This is a genomic window from Phyllobacterium endophyticum (assembly GCF_003010935.1).
GTDB classification, from domain to species: Bacteria; Pseudomonadota; Alphaproteobacteria; order Rhizobiales; family Rhizobiaceae; genus Phyllobacterium; species Phyllobacterium endophyticum.
Genome location: NZ_PGGN01000006.1, coordinates 94380 through 110742, shown reverse-complemented (window position 1 = coordinate 110742; position 16363 = coordinate 94380). Strand labels below are relative to the sequence as shown.

At 56.3% G+C, this 16363-nt stretch carries 18 protein-coding genes and 2 tRNA genes; 7 read left to right on the top strand and 13 right to left on the bottom strand.

Going from position 1 to position 16363, the window contains the following annotated elements:
- Positions 1-31: 31 nt before the first annotated feature.
- Both CU100_RS27530 and CU100_RS27525 read right to left on the bottom strand, forming a co-directional pair.
- On the bottom strand, positions 32-367 hold the full coding sequence (locus tag CU100_RS27530) for a type 2 periplasmic-binding domain-containing protein (RefSeq protein ID WP_170113950.1): 336 nt from the start codon (positions 365-367) through the stop codon (positions 32-34).
- The gene (locus CU100_RS27525; RefSeq protein ID WP_170113949.1) at positions 321-845 is read right to left on the bottom strand and encodes a transporter substrate-binding domain-containing protein; all 525 of its coding nucleotides are present in this window, start codon (positions 843-845) and stop codon (positions 321-323) included. The genes CU100_RS27530 and CU100_RS27525 overlap by 47 nt, the downstream gene beginning before the upstream one ends.
- Before the next feature lie 234 nt (positions 846-1079).
- Here CU100_RS27525 and CU100_RS23585 point away from each other — a divergent pair, with 234 nt between their 5' ends.
- The 4 genes from CU100_RS23585 to CU100_RS23570 all read left to right on the top strand — a co-directional run bounded on the left by CU100_RS23585 (position 1080) and on the right by CU100_RS23570 (position 4109).
- On the top strand, positions 1080-1844 hold the full coding sequence (locus CU100_RS23585; RefSeq protein ID WP_170113948.1) for a FadR/GntR family transcriptional regulator: 765 nt from the start codon (positions 1080-1082) through the stop codon (positions 1842-1844).
- On the top strand, positions 1837-2496 hold the full coding sequence (locus CU100_RS23580) for an RraA family protein (RefSeq protein WP_170113947.1): 660 nt from the start codon (positions 1837-1839) through the stop codon (positions 2494-2496). The genes CU100_RS23585 and CU100_RS23580 overlap by 8 nt, the downstream gene beginning before the upstream one ends.
- A gap of 293 nt (positions 2497-2789) precedes the next feature.
- Positions 2790-3215 carry an NAD(+)--rifampin ADP-ribosyltransferase gene (arr, locus tag CU100_RS23575; protein ID WP_210204114.1) on the top strand — a complete coding sequence of 142 codons (426 nt, stop codon included), beginning with the start codon at positions 2790-2792 and terminating at the stop codon, positions 3213-3215.
- A 267-nt stretch (positions 3216-3482) separates the two neighbouring features.
- Positions 3483-4109: a class I SAM-dependent DNA methyltransferase gene (locus CU100_RS23570; protein ID WP_106719080.1), complete on the top strand. Its 627-nt coding sequence runs from the start codon at positions 3483-3485 to the stop codon at positions 4107-4109.
- A gap of 299 nt (positions 4110-4408) precedes the next feature.
- Here CU100_RS23570 and CU100_RS23565 read toward each other — a convergent pair.
- A tRNA-Arg gene (locus tag CU100_RS23565) sits at positions 4409-4485 on the bottom strand.
- 77 nt (positions 4486-4562) lie between these two features.
- Entirely contained in the window at positions 4563-5732 is a 1170-nt protein-coding gene (locus CU100_RS23560) for a M20 aminoacylase family protein (protein WP_106719079.1), read from the bottom strand.
- Between the two features lie 146 nt (positions 5733-5878).
- Here CU100_RS23560 and CU100_RS23555 point away from each other — a divergent pair, with 146 nt between their 5' ends.
- A complete protein-coding gene (locus CU100_RS23555) occupies positions 5879-6991 on the top strand; it encodes a D-alanyl-D-alanine carboxypeptidase family protein (RefSeq protein ID WP_106719078.1) in 1113 nt (370 codons plus the stop codon).
- Positions 6991-8118, top strand: a complete 1128-nt coding sequence (locus CU100_RS23550) for a CobW family GTP-binding protein (RefSeq protein ID WP_106719077.1) — start codon at positions 6991-6993, stop codon at positions 8116-8118. The genes CU100_RS23555 and CU100_RS23550 overlap by 1 nt, the downstream gene beginning before the upstream one ends.
- Here the strand turns inward: CU100_RS23550 and CU100_RS23545 are convergent.
- From CU100_RS23545 to CU100_RS23530, 4 genes are all read right to left on the bottom strand, one after another.
- On the bottom strand, positions 8110-8340 hold the full coding sequence (locus tag CU100_RS23545; RefSeq protein WP_106719076.1) for a sulfurtransferase TusA family protein: 231 nt from the start codon (positions 8338-8340) through the stop codon (positions 8110-8112). The genes CU100_RS23550 and CU100_RS23545 overlap by 9 nt on opposite strands.
- Before the next feature lie 18 nt (positions 8341-8358).
- Entirely contained in the window at positions 8359-9624 is a 1266-nt protein-coding gene (locus tag CU100_RS23540) for a L,D-transpeptidase family protein (protein ID WP_106719075.1), read from the bottom strand.
- A 274-nt stretch (positions 9625-9898) separates the two neighbouring features.
- Positions 9899-10174, bottom strand: a complete 276-nt coding sequence (locus CU100_RS23535; protein WP_099997835.1) for an HU family DNA-binding protein — start codon at positions 10172-10174, stop codon at positions 9899-9901.
- Positions 10175-10379: 205 nt separating this feature from the next.
- Positions 10380-11318, bottom strand: a complete 939-nt coding sequence (locus tag CU100_RS23530; RefSeq protein ID WP_106719228.1) for a LysR family transcriptional regulator — start codon at positions 11316-11318, stop codon at positions 10380-10382.
- 166 nt (positions 11319-11484) lie between these two features.
- On the opposite strand from CU100_RS23530, the gene CU100_RS23525 reads away from it, so the two are divergent.
- Positions 11485-12438 carry a ring-cleaving dioxygenase gene (locus CU100_RS23525; protein ID WP_106719227.1) on the top strand — a complete coding sequence of 318 codons (954 nt, stop codon included), beginning with the start codon at positions 11485-11487 and terminating at the stop codon, positions 12436-12438.
- A gap of 36 nt (positions 12439-12474) precedes the next feature.
- Here the strand turns inward: CU100_RS23525 and CU100_RS23520 are convergent, their stop codons facing one another.
- The 5 genes from CU100_RS23520 to CU100_RS23500 all read right to left on the bottom strand — a co-directional run bounded on the left by CU100_RS23520 (position 12475) and on the right by CU100_RS23500 (position 16235).
- The gene (locus CU100_RS23520; protein WP_106719074.1) at positions 12475-14022 is read right to left on the bottom strand and encodes a VOC family protein; all 1548 of its coding nucleotides are present in this window, start codon (positions 14020-14022) and stop codon (positions 12475-12477) included.
- A gap of 199 nt (positions 14023-14221) precedes the next feature.
- Complete coding sequence (locus CU100_RS23515; protein ID WP_106666964.1) at positions 14222-14371, bottom strand: DUF1127 domain-containing protein; 150 nt, start codon at positions 14369-14371, stop codon at positions 14222-14224.
- A gap of 174 nt (positions 14372-14545) precedes the next feature.
- Positions 14546-14986 (bottom strand): low affinity iron permease family protein, encoded by a 441-nt coding sequence (locus CU100_RS23510; RefSeq protein WP_106719226.1) that lies wholly within the window; start codon positions 14984-14986, stop codon positions 14546-14548.
- Positions 14987-15076: 90 nt separating this feature from the next.
- Positions 15077-15153, bottom strand: a tRNA-Arg gene (locus CU100_RS23505).
- Between the two features lie 128 nt (positions 15154-15281).
- Positions 15282-16235 (bottom strand): acetyl-CoA carboxylase carboxyltransferase subunit alpha, encoded by a 954-nt coding sequence (locus tag CU100_RS23500; protein ID WP_106719073.1) that lies wholly within the window; start codon positions 16233-16235, stop codon positions 15282-15284.
- Between the last annotated feature and the right edge of the window lie 128 nt (positions 16236-16363).

Sequence of the window (16363 nt, the reverse complement as noted above, 5' to 3'; positions counted from 1 at the left end):
TGCACGAAGGGTACAGAACCCTTCCGGATCATCAGAACGTGGGCAACTTTCCTCCGGGTATGGGCGTACCGATCCACTTTTTGTGGAGTTCATCGAGTTTTCCTGTGACCTCGGCGTAGTAGATGAAGTTGTTCAGCCACTGGTGAAGCTCGGTCGCGTCCTTGCGTGTCGCCATGGACCAGTAAAGCGTGAACAGAGGCACCTCCCTTTTGACTTCGAGGTTGTCCAGCTTGCGCTTGGTAATCACGTCATTGGCGACAGCTGCCACGGCAGCCGTTGCATCGACCTGACCCGAGATCAAGGCTTGCATTGCCAAGGCATCATCGTCGAAGCGAACGACTTCCAGTCCTTCGATACCCGTAGCCACTGATCGCAACATCCTGCGTGCTACCCTTGGGTACGGACACGCGTTTGCCTTTCAGGTCGTCGAGAGTCGTCAACTTCATGTCTTTGGCCGCAACAAAGCGCATCTCATAGGCGCCATAGGGATTTGTCATGAGAAAGGTTTTGGCGCGTTGTGGAGTCGCCGTCATGTGTGCGATCAGAAAATCAACCCGACCTGACTCCAGCGCTGCGGCGCGCGATGCATTGTTGACCGGAACGACTTCCAGCTTCACTTCAAGAGCTTTCGCCGCCTCCCGTGCAAGATCCACCAGAAATCCGTCTGTGTTGCCCGATGCATCAACTGTATCATAGGGCGGGATGCCCGTCAGAACGCCTATCGTGACCGTGCCCTTCTTGGCCAAGTCCGCAGTCGTTTGAGCAAATGACGCAGTAATCGACAGAACCAGCATTGTTGCCAGTCCGAATGAAACCGCCGTACGACGAGCGTAATCTCTTATCATTCCAGTTCCTCCCATTTTTCTTCGGCCAGCAGCGCCCTGAGGATTAAAACGTGATCTATTCGGGTGGACGCCAGTTTGCCCGTACCTTGATTTGCTCTTGACATATGACTTATGACATAAGTATCAGTCAAGTGCATTCGAAATTATTCGACCCGAACCCGATGCCAAGGGCGCTATAAAATGGATGGTTTTAGTGTGCGCTCAAGCTCAGTTCAAAAGTCTGCTGGAGGACACATGCCACGCCACGAACAGACACCGCCCGAGCAGATGAGAGCCCGCGACAGGCTCCACTCGTCGGTAGCCGGTTCACTCGAAGCCCAGATCATGTCTGGCCGGTTATCGATTGGGGAGCGCCTTCCGTCGGAGGGTGAAATCGCCCGTGCATTTGGTGTCTCCACGCGCTCAGTGCGCGAGGCTATACAAATTCTTGAGACGAAAGGTCTCGTCCGACGCCGGCACGGCGAGCGCACGATTGTGGTGCGCGACGACGTTAGCGAGTATCTCGGCACCTTGGCCATTACCGTGCGTCAGCTGTTTTCCACCGATCCTCAGTACTTGATCCAGCTGATGGTGGTACGACGCATGATCGAGACAGAGGTCGTTGGGCTTCTGACAGCCAAAGAGACGCCGGCCAATACTGAGGTCGAGGCAGCACTCGATGCGATGCGTGTGGCCAGAGACAAGGGCGACTTCATTGGCTTCACCGAGGCGGATGCTGCGTTCCATCTGGCGCTGGTACATTCCACAGATAACGAAATTCTCTCTGTATTCTATGACAACCTCTACGGCCTCATAACCGAGGTCATCCGGGTCACCAGTCGAGTGCCGAGCAAGTCGCTGGCGGCCGCCTATGCGGAGCATGCCGATATCTTCGCGATGATCCAAAACCGCGACGAAAAGGGCGCAAAAGAGCTCATGCGGGCCCAGATAGATAATAGCGCCGCTTATCTCCGCGTGGCGATCGAAAACGCTAAGAACAAGGACAATGAGAATGCCTGATTTTGATTACTCCGACACCGACTGGGATTCCATTTCACGACTCAAGAAATGGTATTCTGGTGATGTGCATGACAGCATGGAGCATCTCGGCCTATGGGGACATCTGGAGGGTATTTCGCTGCTCGGCTCACTTGGGGCAGGCGAGGTGGTCTGCGGACCAGCAGTGACCGTGCTCTTCGAAGTGTCAGACCGAAAGGGCGAGCCACAGGACGTCTATCACCACGCCATCGACCATACCCCCGAAGGAGGGATCCTCGTATGCGAAGCATCCTGTGCGCCAGGTTCGTGTTCCGGTGAGCTCATGAGTTCCGGCGCCAAAACGCGCGGAGCAGCGGCCACTATCGTCAACGGCACTGTACGCGACTTGGCACAGGTTCGCGCGCTCGGATATCCGTTGTTCGGAACGTTGTCCAGCCCGGTGGGAGTCACAGGCAAGAAGGAACCAAAGCAGTCACAGGTGCCAGTAAATATCGGGCGGGTTACGGTACGCCCCGGTGACATCATCTTCGGAGACATCGATGGAGTTATCGCTATCCCGAAAGATCGGCTCCGCGACGTGGCCGAGGCTGCCGACGCACTGGGGAAAAATGAAGCTACTGCCCGCGACAGGATTTTGTCAGGCGAGAAACTTCAGTCCGTCTGGCCCACCTGAACGTGTGAAATGAGCGAGCACATCATCCTCTTTCCGATGGTGAGATCGAAAACCCCAGTATATCATCGAGGCTCGATTTGCGCTTCATGCTCACCCGCTCGAGAGACGCTCTTGATGCGGATGGGCAACCACCGCATTTAGTCCAAACGCTGCCGGAGATGCAGAGCCAAGCGATTGGCGCGACTTAAGATGTTGTTCCGCAGCTATTCGCGCGTCGCGCAGCTTTCGTCCCATCGTGGACGTTGGATAGCTTAGATCACTGACTACAAGCAGACTCACAAATAAGGACGATCATGATGACCGCAGCGCTGGATGAGGGGCCCTTCTTCCACGGCACAATGGCGGATTTGCGCGTGGGTGATCTCCTCACCGCAGGATACCGGTCAAACTACCGTCCTGAAGTGGTGATGAACCATATCTACTTCACTGCCATCGTTGAAGGTGCCGGACTTGCCGCTGAAATCGCGGCTGAACTCACCAAAGGCGGCGCGGTCCCGCGTGTTTACACCGTAGAACCGACTGGGACATTCGAGAACGACCCGAACGTGACCGACAAGAAATTTCCCGGCAACCCCACGCGGTCGTATCGCAGTAGCGCACCGCTCAAGGTCATTGGCGAAATCACGCATTTCACCAGATTGACGCCCGAAGCACTACAGGTATGGAAAGAACGACTGACCGCGCTGCGCTCAGACGAACGAGGCGAAATCATCAACTGATGCGGGGAAACTGATCGTGCGTCATCACGCTAGTCGAAACGTTAAACTAGACGATTAGTTTTCCACCCCGAACTGGACAACCAGATACCGTACGCAGAACGGCGGCCGCACGGCAGCATGGCAATCGGTAGGTGTCTCTGAGCGCATTTCTGCTAAAGTTAGGAGCAAATCGCCTTCGATGTCATCAACTGCCGAAGAGTGAAAGTTGCAACGGGCGGATGGGCCTCTCGCTCATCGAGCCTCTTGTCTTGAAGGAGGAGCACTAGAATGAGCACCGACCGGAATACCGTGCAGTCCTATGATATGGTCGCGGCGGAGTACGCTGCCGAGGCCGCGGCCATGCCCGAATGGGTCGCGACAGAGATTGATCTGTTCGTGACTGAACTGGGTGGCTCGGGCAGGGTGCTGGAGATCGGGAGCGGTGGTGGCCGAGATGCGCTTGAGCTTGAGAAGCGGGGGATTAGCGTCCGGCGCACCGACATTTCGAAGGGTTTCGTCGAACTGCTTCGCGAGAGTGGCCTCGAGGCCGACCTGTTGGACCCGCTCACCGAAGACTTGGCTGACCCGCAGCGTCCTGGCACGCCATACGACGGGATCTGGGCATGTGCCTGCCTGATTCACGTCGCGCGCCAGGATCTCGGCACGGTGCTTGGACGGCTTGCCGAGGCGACCCGGACCGGTGGCCGGCTGCACGCCTCGGTTAGAGAGGGTGACGGCGAGGATGTGTGCACACACGGCAATGCTGCAGCGCCGCGGCGCTACGTCGGGACGTACTGGCGCGAGTCTGCCCTGCGGGCCGCACTCACAGACGCCGGCTGGATCGTCAGCGAGATACGTCGGTGCGTCGGAAAGCCCCATGATCGGTGGCTGAGCGTTCGGGCGAGTCGGGCGTGACGCACAGACCTTGAGGTAATCGCGGGTCGTGGCGCGACTATGAATTCAAGGTGGTCGCGCAGTCCTGTCGCATGGTCCTTATCGACCGGTGGCTGCCTTTTGGCTCGCAGAGCTACGGCGACTTTGATCGAGTACGGCGGTAAAAATTACGTTGTCACGACGCGGCACCAGTTCGACTTGCCGCTTGGAAGCGATGTGTCGAAGGAAGTTCTCGAAACCGCTCGTGTCGCAAAGCGGCAGAGAAATCCTGTCCAACGACGGATGGGTGAGGGAAATTACATCTAAGCTATTGAAGCTGATGGTGATCCCGACTGGATTCGAACCAGTGGCCTACAGATTAGGAATCTGTCGCTCTATCCTACTGAGCTACGGGACCATTCTGTCTGACATACTGTTTTTCGTAGCGGACGCCAAGTCTGAACATCATTCAAAATTCGTGTCCTTCAACGGCAGTCAGATGGAAGGTGGCAGAGCCGCTTCGGCCAACTGCACCCAATAACTGATGCCATGAGGGATTGCATCATCGTTGAAATCATAAGAGGGACTATGAAGCGAAGGGCTGTCACCATTGCCTATGAAAATGAAGGCTCCGGGCCGTGATTCCAGCATATAGGAGAAGTCCTCCCCGGCCATCATAGGCGCGACGGCCTCGTCGACAGCGCTATTTCCCGCCACATGCCGGGCCGTATTCGCCGCGAAATCGGTCTCGCGCGAATGATTGAACGTCACGGGATAATTCCGGACATAATGGACGTTAGCGCTCGCGCCCAAGGCCCCGGCAACGCCTTCGGCGACCTCAATCAGGCGTTTCTGCGCAAAGTCGCGCATCTCTGGCCTTAATGTGCGGACCGTTCCCGCAAGCTCTGCCCTCTGAGGAATGACGTTGTGAGCATCGCCGGCATGAAATTTGGTTACAGACAGGACGACGGAATCGAGTGGATCGGTGCCACGCGAGACGATGGTTTGCAGTGTGTTCACCAGTTGAGCGCCGACTACGACAGGATCCACAGTGCGATGGGGTTGAGCCGCATGACCGCCTTGACCTTCAATGGTGATGGTGAACTCGTCGGTGGCGGCCATGATTGGGCCTTTGCGGATGGCGAACTGACCAATGGGAAGTCCCGGAATATTGTGCATGCCGTAAACTTCTGAAATGGAGAAGTTTTCCATGATGCCGTCCTTGACCATCTCGCGTCCACCGCCCCCGCCTTCTTCGGCCGGCTGGAAAATCACCGCTACTGAACCTTTGAAGTTGCGGGTTTCTGCAAGATATCGTGCGGCACCCAAGAGCATGGCGGTGTGCCCATCATGGCCACAAGCGTGCATCTTGCCAGCCGTGCGAGACGCCCAAGGCCTGCCAGTGGTTTCGGTGAGCGGCAGTGCATCCATGTCGGCGCGCAATCCGATCGTTTGCCCTTGGCCGTGACTGCCATGAATGACGCCGACAACCCCCGTGCGCCCGATACCAGTCTGGACCTCGTCGCAGCCGAACTGACGCAGCTTTTCTGCGACGAACCGCGCTGTCCCGTGCACATCGAACATAAGTTCGGGGTTTTCATGCAGGTGACGGCGCCACCCGGAAACATCGTCTTGCATTTCAATTGCGCGATTGAGCAACGGCATTACACATCAACTCCAATTCACCAGCCCGCAACAAGGGCGCTTTGCCTTTTGCCTGCCACATAGGATAGATAAGGGCATTGATAGCTGGCGTGAAGCGCGGCTTAATGCCTTTCCGGGCTTTTATATAGACAGGTCGGACTTCAGGAATGCGGAAAACTGTAGCACTCTTTCTTTCGGGTTGCGTCATTTCGATGACCGCTGCATCGACAGCGCTTGCCGGCGCGAACATAACGGTCGATGCTGCAACCGGTGAAATCCTCTCCCAGGAGGATGCTTTCCAGCGCTGGTATCCGGCTTCCCTGACCAAGCTGATGACTGTCTACGTGGCATTTCGAATGATTAAATCGGGTCAGGTCACGCTGGATACGCCAATAAGGATCACGGCCCTGTCTGCCAAACAGCCGCCGAGCAAGATGGGCTACAAGGCTGGCTCCGAGCTGACGCTGGATAACGCGCTCAAGATCATGATGGTCAAGTCTGCCAATGACGTGGCCATGGCAGTAGGCGAGACGTTGGGCGGTTCTTCGGACAAGTTTGCAGGACTCATGAACGCGGAGGCCAAACGCCTTGGCATGACGGGCTCGCACTTCGTTAATCCAAACGGTCTTCATTCGGATGATCACTATACGACGGCGCGTGATCTCGTGATTCTGACATTGCATTTGCGGCGCGAGTTTCCAGAATACGCGCACTATTTCGACATTGAAGCCATCGACTATGGCGGCAAGAAGCTTCAGCCCAATCTGAATGCCCTTATTGGGCGATTTCAAGGGGCCGACGGCATGAAGACGGGATTTGTGTGTCCATCAGGCTACAATCTGATCGGTTCGGCAACGCGCAATGGCAGGACCATCATTACTGTCGTTCTGGGCGAGTTGAAACTCGCCACACGGGCAACGAAGGCTGCCGAGCTGCTCGCAAAAGGCTTTGAGACCAAGGGTAGCGGCACTACCATAGATGCCTTGCAGTCCTATGGGGCTCCGACCCGCGACGTGGCGGTCAATATGCGCCAGAGCGTCTGTTCGAAGGAATCAGGATCCGATACATGGGACGGCAAGGACCTGGAGGGGCATATCGTCCAGGGCTCTCCGTACATGAACAGGATGGATCGTGAGCCGGCGGCGGAGAAAGTTGCGCTCCTTCCAACGAAGGTAAATTCGCTGGGGATTGACTTGAACCGGATTCCGGTTCCAGTGCCGCGGCCAGAGCGCTCGTCGCTGACGGATGCGAGTGCCACCAGATTGAAAGCACTCAATTGATGACCGACGCTCCCATACCCGTTTCAGTGCTCACCGGATTCCTCGGGTCGGGGAAAACGACGCTGCTCAACCGGCTTTTGAAAGATCCGGCTCTCGTCGATACGGCGGTCATCATCAACGAGTTTGGCGATGTCGGTATCGATCACCTGCTGGTTGAAAAGGCTGACGAAGGCATTATCGAGCTATCAGACGGCTGCCTATGTTGTACGGTCCGTGGAGAATTGGTCGACACGCTCTCTGATCTGGTCGATCGATTGCAGACGGGCAGATTGCAGCGATTGAGGCGCGTGATCATTGAAACCACCGGACTTGCCGACCCTGCTCCGGTATTGCATGCCATCATGGGACATCCGGTGCTATTACAGGCTTTTCGCCTCGATGGAGTCATTGCGACGGTCGATGCCATCAACGGTATCGCTACGCTCGATGCGCATGAGGAGGCCGTCAAACAAGCCGCCGTTGCCGACCGCATTGTCATAACCAAGACAGATTTGCCGGGGGCGCGAGGCGAACTTCCGGCGTTGCGAGCAAGGCTGTCGGCGCTGAATCCGGGGGCAGACCAGATCGATACTGGCGATCCGCATACGGGATATGGCGCATTATTCGAGTGCGGTGTCTACAATCCCGAAAGCAAAACGATCAATGTACAACGGTGGCTCAAAGCTGAGGCCTATCGTGAGCATGACCATGGTCCAGTCGATCATCACCATCACAATGGTCATCACCACCACCACGACGTCAACAGGCACGATGCTGCCATCCGTTCCTTCTCGCTAAAGCATGAAGCACCGATACCGCTATCCAGCTTCGACCTGTTCCTCGACCTGTTGCGCTCGGTCCATGGCGACAAACTGCTGCGCGTGAAAGGCATTGTACAATTGGAGGACGATCCGGAGCGGCCCCTTGTCATCCATGGTGTGCAACAGATTTTCCATCCTCCGGTGCGGCTGGCCGGGTGGGCCGACGGCGTTCGCGAAACGCGTCTCGTCATGATCGTAAAGGACCTGCCGGAGAGCTATGTTCGTCAACTCTTCGATGCGTTCCTGAACCGGCCACAAATTGATACGCCGGATCGCGCTGCGCTGTTTAACAATCCGCTTGCAATATCCGGTGTGAAGTTAGGTTGAGCCGCGTTCGATATGAAATCGATGACCGCCGCGAATGCTGATGGTTTCGATCAGTCGGTGGCCCTCGGTCTGGCAGAAATTCGGCATGTCTATCACTGCGAGCGGATCGCTCGTTTCGACCCAAATTCGGCTGCCGGCAGTCATATCCGCAAGTTTCCTGCGCGTCTTAAGCACCGGCAGGGGACAATTCAACCCGCGAAGATCGTAAGTCTCGGCGTCCATTTTTGCTTTCCCGACGCGCTAGTTGCCGATGATCTTCCACCAGGCTTTCTTGGCGGGGGCAGGCTGCTCGACGGCCGCTGCAGGAGCTTGGGGTGAAACCGCCGCCGTTGTTTGCGGGGCAGGCTCAGCTTGCTTGACGGGAGCCGATTGGGCCGATGATGGCGCGAGCGTGATGGGGGTTGGGGCGGCTGATGCCATGGTCCTTCCCATGCGGGTTCTTTTGGAGGCTTCGTGCTCTTCCTTGGCCTTGTCAGCTGCGACAGCCGAAGCCAGACGAACCATGACCTGCGGCTTGGCTGCTGCGCCCCTGTCCTGGGGCGAGAGCGATGGCGGTTCCTGTGTCACGCGCTCGCCACGAGCACGACGCGCGCTCCATTCGGCGATGATCTTGGCTTCTGCGATTCCTTGAATGGATCGGCTGGGCGGAGTTATCTTGCCTTTGCCGACCATGGTGGTGAAAGCTGTCTCATAGCTGGTCTGATAAGACTGATACGCCATTTTGAGCGATTCCGGCTGGTCGGCAGGCGGGCAGGTTGCTGTCGCTGCGATCGGCGCATTGGGGTCGGACGTGTGGTTGAAGACATATTTCTTCTCGCATACATCCACCTTTGGCGGCACCTTGGTAATCTCGAAGTGATCGTAACCCTCTTTCAGGTTCTTCCAGAAGGTGTAGTTCGGGTCATCCTTGTAGCGTGCCATATTGGCCGGAGTCATGCGGAATGGATATGCCTGAAGCTGAATCGATTCCTGACCGCCCTTGAACGCATCACGGGCGAAGGCGTAAATCTGGGCGACCTGGGCATCAGTCATCGAATAGCAGCCAGAGGAGGAGCACGCGCCGTGTACCATCAAATTTGCACCCGTGCGGCCGAGGGCACGATCCAAAGCGTTGGGAAAGCCGGTGTTGAACGAGAGATAGTAGCTGGATTTCGGATTCATCTGCGCCGGGCGAACCGCGTAAAATCCTTCCGGCGCCTGACGGTCGCCCTCGACGAACTTGGGGCCAAGTTTACCGGACCACTTGCAGATCTGATAACTGGTGACCATGTCGTAACGGCCATTGTCCTTGCGTTTCCATACTTCGAGGAGGTTCTCCTCCTTGAAAATGCGGAACATGACCGGCGAAGTGACACTCATGCCTTTCGCCTTCATGCTTTGGACGAGCTTCTCCGGCAGCTGCGTCCCGGCGCCGTTGGGAGCCAGGTCGTCCACTGATGAATTTTGACAACCTGCAACAAGCAGGGTGAGCATCAATGCCGCAAGGATGTGTGTCAGTATCTTCATTGTTGCAGCTGTTACCAGTTCGCCGAATAGAGTTTGCAAGGAGCCTGAACGCACGGATCCCCGACTCGCCACACCATAAATGCATCCGTTATAGTTGATAAAGCCTTACTTGGCCTAAGCAAATAGCTCAATCGCGCAAACGTCACTGCAACGCAGACTGGGCGGATTTATGGCAGGATTACTAATGCCCAGCGGGGCGAGCGGAGCTCTCTATCCGTGACAACAAAAAAGGCGGCGCATCCTGCACCGCCTTTTTGAACTCTGTAGAACGGGATTAGCCGTTCAGTGCGTCTTTAAGTGCCTTGGCAGGCTGGAAAGCGACCTTCTTGGAAGCTGCGATTTTGATGGTTGCGCCCGTTGCAGGGTTACGGCCTTCGCGAGCGGCGCGCGACTGAACCTTGAACTTGCCGAAGCCTGGCAGAGAAACTTCGTCGCCGGCGACGACGGAATCAGTAATTCCCTTAAGTACGCTATCAACAATCGCCTTGGACTGAACCTTTGTAAGACCCTGATCAGCGACGAGCTTTTCAATGAGATCGGACGTATTCATTTTGGCGGTTTCCTCAGTATATTCGTTGATCGGAGGCGTCTGTATGGCACGCGATTTTCGCTCTGTCATCAGTGACAACGCTCTAAAAGCGGGTTTATACCCAGTGTTTACAGGGTTTTTTGCGAAACCGGTCACGAAATCGGGGATTGTGTTCGGGCCAGACTTGCAATCAGCCGGAAGTGATTCGGGTAATTCCACCTGGAATTCAGCGCCCGAAGACCTTGAAAGGCTCCAGCTGCCATATCGGCGGATCGCCTATATGGCGTACGAGGTGATCGATGAAAGCGCGAACTTTCGCCGAAACGTGCCGGGTTGGCGGATAGACAGCGTAGATATTGTAGGGAAGTGGCTTGGCGTCAGGCAGGACAGGAATGAGAGTTCCGGCGCGCAGCGCCTCGGCGGCAATGAACATCGGTAGCAAGACCAACCCGAGTCCAGCAATTGCCATGTCACGCATGGCCTCGCCGTTGTTGGCGACGATACGGCCACGCATCGCAACCGAGATCGGTTCAGTCGAAGATGCGGGATTTTCGAACTGCCACAACTGACTGGTATTGACGTTTGAGTAATCGATGCAGGCGAAGGAGCTTAGCTCTTCCAACGTGTTTGGCACACCGTTGCCGGCTGCAAAATCCGGACTGCAGCAAATCATCCTGGCATCCGTGCAGAGCTTGCGAGCTATAAGGCTTGAATCCTTGAGTATGCCGATACGAATGCCGACGTCATAGCCGTCCCGCACGAGATCGATCATTCGGTCCTCGAATTCGACTGCGATTTCCACGTCGGGGTATTGCCGGGCAAAGTCGGCGATCATACGTCCAAGATAGAGTGTGCCGAATGACATCGGAGCGGCAATGCGCAAGCTGCCACGAATCCCGCTATGTCGCTCACCAACTGTTTCTGCAGCCTCAACAATCTCGCGAACCAATGGCCGGATGCGCTCGACAAAGTCGCGGGCGTGGTCTGAGGCAAGCAATCTGCGCGGGGACCGCTGAAACAGTTCGATCCCCAATGCGCCCTCCAGATCGGAAATCCGCTTGCTCACGACGGATTTGGAAAGGTTCAGACGCGCCGCGCTCGCGGTAATGCTTCCGGTTTCCATTACGTCAAGAAAAGTGAGAAGATCATCGAAGCGCCATTTCATGGTTTTCTTATAGTGAACGCTGCGCCGGTTTGAAACACCTTCAGGTTGACTTCGTTCGTTTTTTTCGAACATGGGTTGGGGAAAATCGCTCTTTATAGGTGTGCCGGCGACGCAGATATTCACCCAATGGCGATTGTGCCCGAACGACCCGATTCAGGAGGCTATCATGACCTTACAACTTACAGGCATTCACCATCTGACTGCCGTAACGGCGAATGCACCGGAAAACCTGCGCTTCTATACCCAAACGCTTGGCCTGCGGCTGGTCAAGAAAACTGTCAATCAGGATGACACCAGCGCCTATCATCTGTTCTATGCCGATGGAAAGGCAACACCTGGCACCGACCTTACATTTTTCGATTGGCCCGTCGGCCCCGAAAGCCGTGGTACACACAGCATCTCGCGTACAGGTTTGCGGGTGGGCAGCAAAACCACTCTGGAATGGTGGAAAGCCCGTTTCGTTCAGTTGGGGGTGACGTGCGGTGAGATTGCCGAGGTTGGCGGCTACGATTCTCTCGATTTCGAAGACGGCGAAGGTCAACGGTTTCGGCTGATCAATGATGGTGGTGCCGGCGGTTCGCATCCATGGGACAAAAGCCCCGTTCCGGCAGAGCATCAGATCCGCGGGCTTGGTCCGATCACCCTCAGCGTACCCGACATCACAAATACCGAGGCGATCCTTTTGCATGTGATGAACATGCGCCAGGTCAATTCTTACCCATCGCCAGATGGTGCAGGGCATATTCATGTGTTCGCCATGGGCGAGGGTGGCCCTGCTGCTGAGTTGCACGTGGCTGTTCAACCGGACCTTCCGCCGGCAAGGCAGGGCGCTGGTTCTGTGCACCACGTCGCATTCCGCGCACCGGATGTGCAGCAATTGCATGAATGGACCGAGCGGCTGAAGGGATTCCGGATGCCGTCGAGTGGAGAGGTAGAACGTTACTATTTCCGCTCACTGTATTTCCGTGAACCCAACGGCATCTTGTTCGAAATCGCCACGGATGGCCCGGGCTTCACGGTCGATGAGCCCTTGGAAACCTTGGGCGAAGGCCTCTCATTACCCCCATTTCTAGAAAGCAAACGCGCTTCGATCGAAGCAGGGCTCAAACCTCTATCGTAACCGAATTGGACAGGGCGGAATATTTTCGGCCTGTCCTTATAGGCTCAACCAGTCTCGGACCATATCCATGTCACCAGGTCCAAGCTCGTGGCCGGCAGAGACAGCCGCAGATGTGACATCAGCCCCCGCTTTCCCTAGCCCCTCTTCGAGCTGGCGCGCCTTGGCTCTCATCGGATCGCGGTCGCCGGCGATTGCGAGTATCCTTGTGTCGGCAAGATCAGCCTCAAGCGCTTCTTCCAGCACGTTCATCGCACGCAACAGAACAGCGTTGCGGATGAGCCCCGGATGAAGCTGCATGAGCGCTGCGAGGAGGTTTGCGCCATTGGAATAGCCGAGAAATGTGGTTCGTTGGAGATCCAAACCATAGGCGTCGACAGCGCCATCGACGAAAGCGGCAAATGCCGCGGCTTCCGCTCGAATATCGCCCTGATCAAAACTAAGCGGTCCGAAGCGCCGGAACCAGCGGGCCGAGCCCTCTTCCGTGCTGCGCCCGCGCACCCCGATGAGGGTTGCGTCTGGAGCAACTTGCGAGGCAAACGGCATGAGAGTGGTCTCGTTGCCTCCCGTTCCGTGCAAAAGAACGAACGTATGCCCACCGGAGATCTCCGGCATGTAGACGCGGTGAGTGAATGGAAGCTCCCGATAGATGAAACGTACTTCTCCGGGCAGGCCGAACTGGGGCAGGACCACCTTGAGGTTCTCTACATCTTCATGGAAGTGCGGCGGAACAAACAATTGGGTGCCAAGCGCAGCGGGTTCTTCGTCGATCAGCATTCCAGGTCCATCGGTGGCTAACTCGAGCAGCGTACCCCCAGGCTCCCGCACGTAAATCGACTGGAAATACTTGCGGTCGTGCAAAGCTGTCGCTTCTGCGCCGCCAGCAATGAGCTGTTCGAACGTCGCCAACGCTTCTGTTTTCCCCGCTGCACGAAAGGCGATGTGGTCGATGGTCCCAGTTCCTGGAGCAGAGCTCCAAAATCCAGTTGCGTCGCGAACGTCGATACAGTCGCCCGACGCTGAGATCATTCTCATGATTGTTTCGGTGTGCGCGTGAGACGTGTACAAAAAATGATCTGTCAGAAAAGCGGATGTCTCTTCAGGTGTTTCCGTGAGGATGGTTGCACCACGAATGCGGCGTATCGCGTCCGCCTCCGGCACATCTTTGGTTGTCCAGACGGCGGGAGCCGTTACCGCCTGTGTGCCGACAAGCTTGATGATGATGCCGTCCGGGTCGCGCAGACGCAGCACCGGCTCGCCAAATTCCTGCATCGGGCCGGCAGTCGCGATGTTGAACTGCAGCGCTCGTGTCAGCCAAAAACCGATACTTTCAGGAGGAATAGCGAGCGAGATCTCACTTGGCTGACCGTAGCCCACGCGGCCGGGCGAGCCGTCCTCCCAGACGAGGAAGGTTATGAGGGAGCCAGGCGTTCCCGATGCATCTCCATAGAAAAGATGGAGCTGGGTTGCGTCTTCATAACCGCCCGTGCGCTTGACAAGATGCAGACCCAGGAAGCCGGCATAGAAGTCGACGTTTGCCTGAACCTTGCGCGTGATCATCGTGATGTGGTGGATGCCGCCTGTCATGAGTGTCTCCCGGGATGTCGCCAGGACTGTTACGGAGTGAATAGCGCCGGCGCAACGCTCAGAAGTGTATTTCCCAAAAAACAACACCCACCGCGGGAGGAGCGGTGGGTGCTACTTGTAAGACCGGCTGGGAGGAGTGTCGGTCTTTGCACCGTCCGGGCTGGGGGAGGAGAATGCCCCGACGGTTGTTCGATTTAGGCTACTGAGCCGAGGCGGCCTTCTTGGCAACGAAAGAAATATCGCCGCGGGAGATGCCGAGGTCATTCAGTTCACGTGCGGACAGGCGATTCAGTTCCGTTACAGTGTCACGGTAGCGGCGCCAGTTGTTGTAAGAGCGGATCAGGTTCATTTCACTCACCTTGTAACTTCTTGTTTGTTTGATCATTTTTCGATCATGGTGCTCATATAGTAGACAGCCGCCAAAACTTGCAGTGACAAGTTTGCATAGCTGGTCTGCAATGAAATGAGGGATCGCGCAGGCGAGTTCAGTGGGTTTCCAAGCGGAAAGTAGGTGGTCCTGAATTCAGGCCCGTGCCTTCGCTTTGGTGGGTTTCGAAGTCGAGCGACGCGTCTTCGATCTTCTCGCTGCCCGGTCCTCAAGGAGCTTGCCGGCTTCCTTGGCAGCAGCTTCGCACTGTGCACGGAATTTTTCGACTTCTTCTTCGGGCAGGTGTTCGATGCCTATGAAGGCGTTTTTTGCTTCGCTTACACGAAGTAACTCATCTAGCTTCGCCTGAATGGCCACGCCATCCCGGTTCTGCGTGTTCTGGATGAGGAAAACCATCAAAAAGGTGATGATGGTGGTGCTGGTATTGATAATCAGTTGCCACGTATCGGAAAATCCGAAAATGGGGCCGCTCGCCGCCCACACCAATATCAAAAAGCAGCAAGAAATGAATGTTAATGGCTTACCTGCCGCTACTGCAACGTAGTTGGCGATTTCCGCGAAGGTTTTCCCGATCATGACGCCTCCATAACCAAACCCAAAGACATAATCGTCCGAAGCGGAAAATGTTCCGCATTGGATCCAGGTAAACATGGAAGACAATGGAAATGGCGCGCCCGAAAGGATTCGAACCTCTGACCCCCAGATTCGTAGTCTGGTGCTCTATCCAGCTGAGCTACGGGCGCGTGCCACACATGCGCGTTGGTCTGCGCAGCGCGGTTGGTAATCGGTTGAGCCGTGAATTGCAAGCCAGTTCGGTCAAAAAACCGCAACTATTTTCACAATGCCTCACGAGTCGAGATTTCTTTGGAGGCTAAAGATTCCGGCCGATGGCCAGATATTTGTCGCGCCGGTCCTGTCTCAACATATCGCGATCCATATTGCCCATCGACTTGAGCGCGACGTTGATGATGTTGCCGGTTGCCTCTATGGCCGCTTCCTTGCCGCGGTGCGCACCGCCCGTCGGCTCGGGTATGATGCCATCGATAATCTTCAACTCGTAGAGATCCTGCGCTGTGATGCGCATGGACGTCGCCGCATCCTTGGCCCTGGTCGAATCATGCCAGAGAATCGACGCCGCGCCTTCCGGTGAGATCACCGAATAGATGGAATGTTCGAGCATATAGACGCGGTTGGCAGTCGCGATCGCAATGGCGCCACCCGACCCGCCTTCACCGATTATCACGGATACGATGGGCACCTTGACGTTGAGGCAGGCAGCAGTCGAGCGGGCTATGGCCTCGGCCTGCCCGCGCTCTTCCGCAGCGATCCCCGGGAAAGCGCCGGCTGTATCCACCAGGGTGATGACAGGCAAGTTGAAGCGATCGGCGAGATCCATGATCCTAACGGCTTTCCGATAGCCTTCTGGCATGGCCATGCCGAAATTGTGCTTGAGGCGCGTCTTGGTGTCGTTGCCTTTTTCCTGTCCGATGACGGCAACGGCCTGGCCATTGAAACGTGCAAGTCCCGCCTGGACGGCATCATCATCAGCGTAGTTGCGGTCACCGGCAAGCGGCGTAAAGTCCGTGAACAGCTTCGAGATGTAGTCGACGCAATGGGGGCGGTCCGGGTGCCGCGCAATTTGCGCCTTCTGCCATGGGGTGAGCTTGCGGTACAGATCGCGCAAGGCCTCGGCGGACCTCTTCTCCAACCGCGCAATCTCATCATTGGTGTCGAGAGCGTCGCCTTCCTCGGCAAGCTTTTTCAACTCGAGAATCTTGCCATCGAGATCGGCAACCGGCTTTTCAAAATCGAGATAGTTGTACATGGACGAGGGGTCTGCCTGCAAAACGGTGGATTTTTCACGACCTAACTGGCTGTTGCCGAGGCTCATGTCAAGGAAGCACGGCCGAGATCATAAGCTGGCCGCGCACGTTATAGTGGTGATTCCGGCAA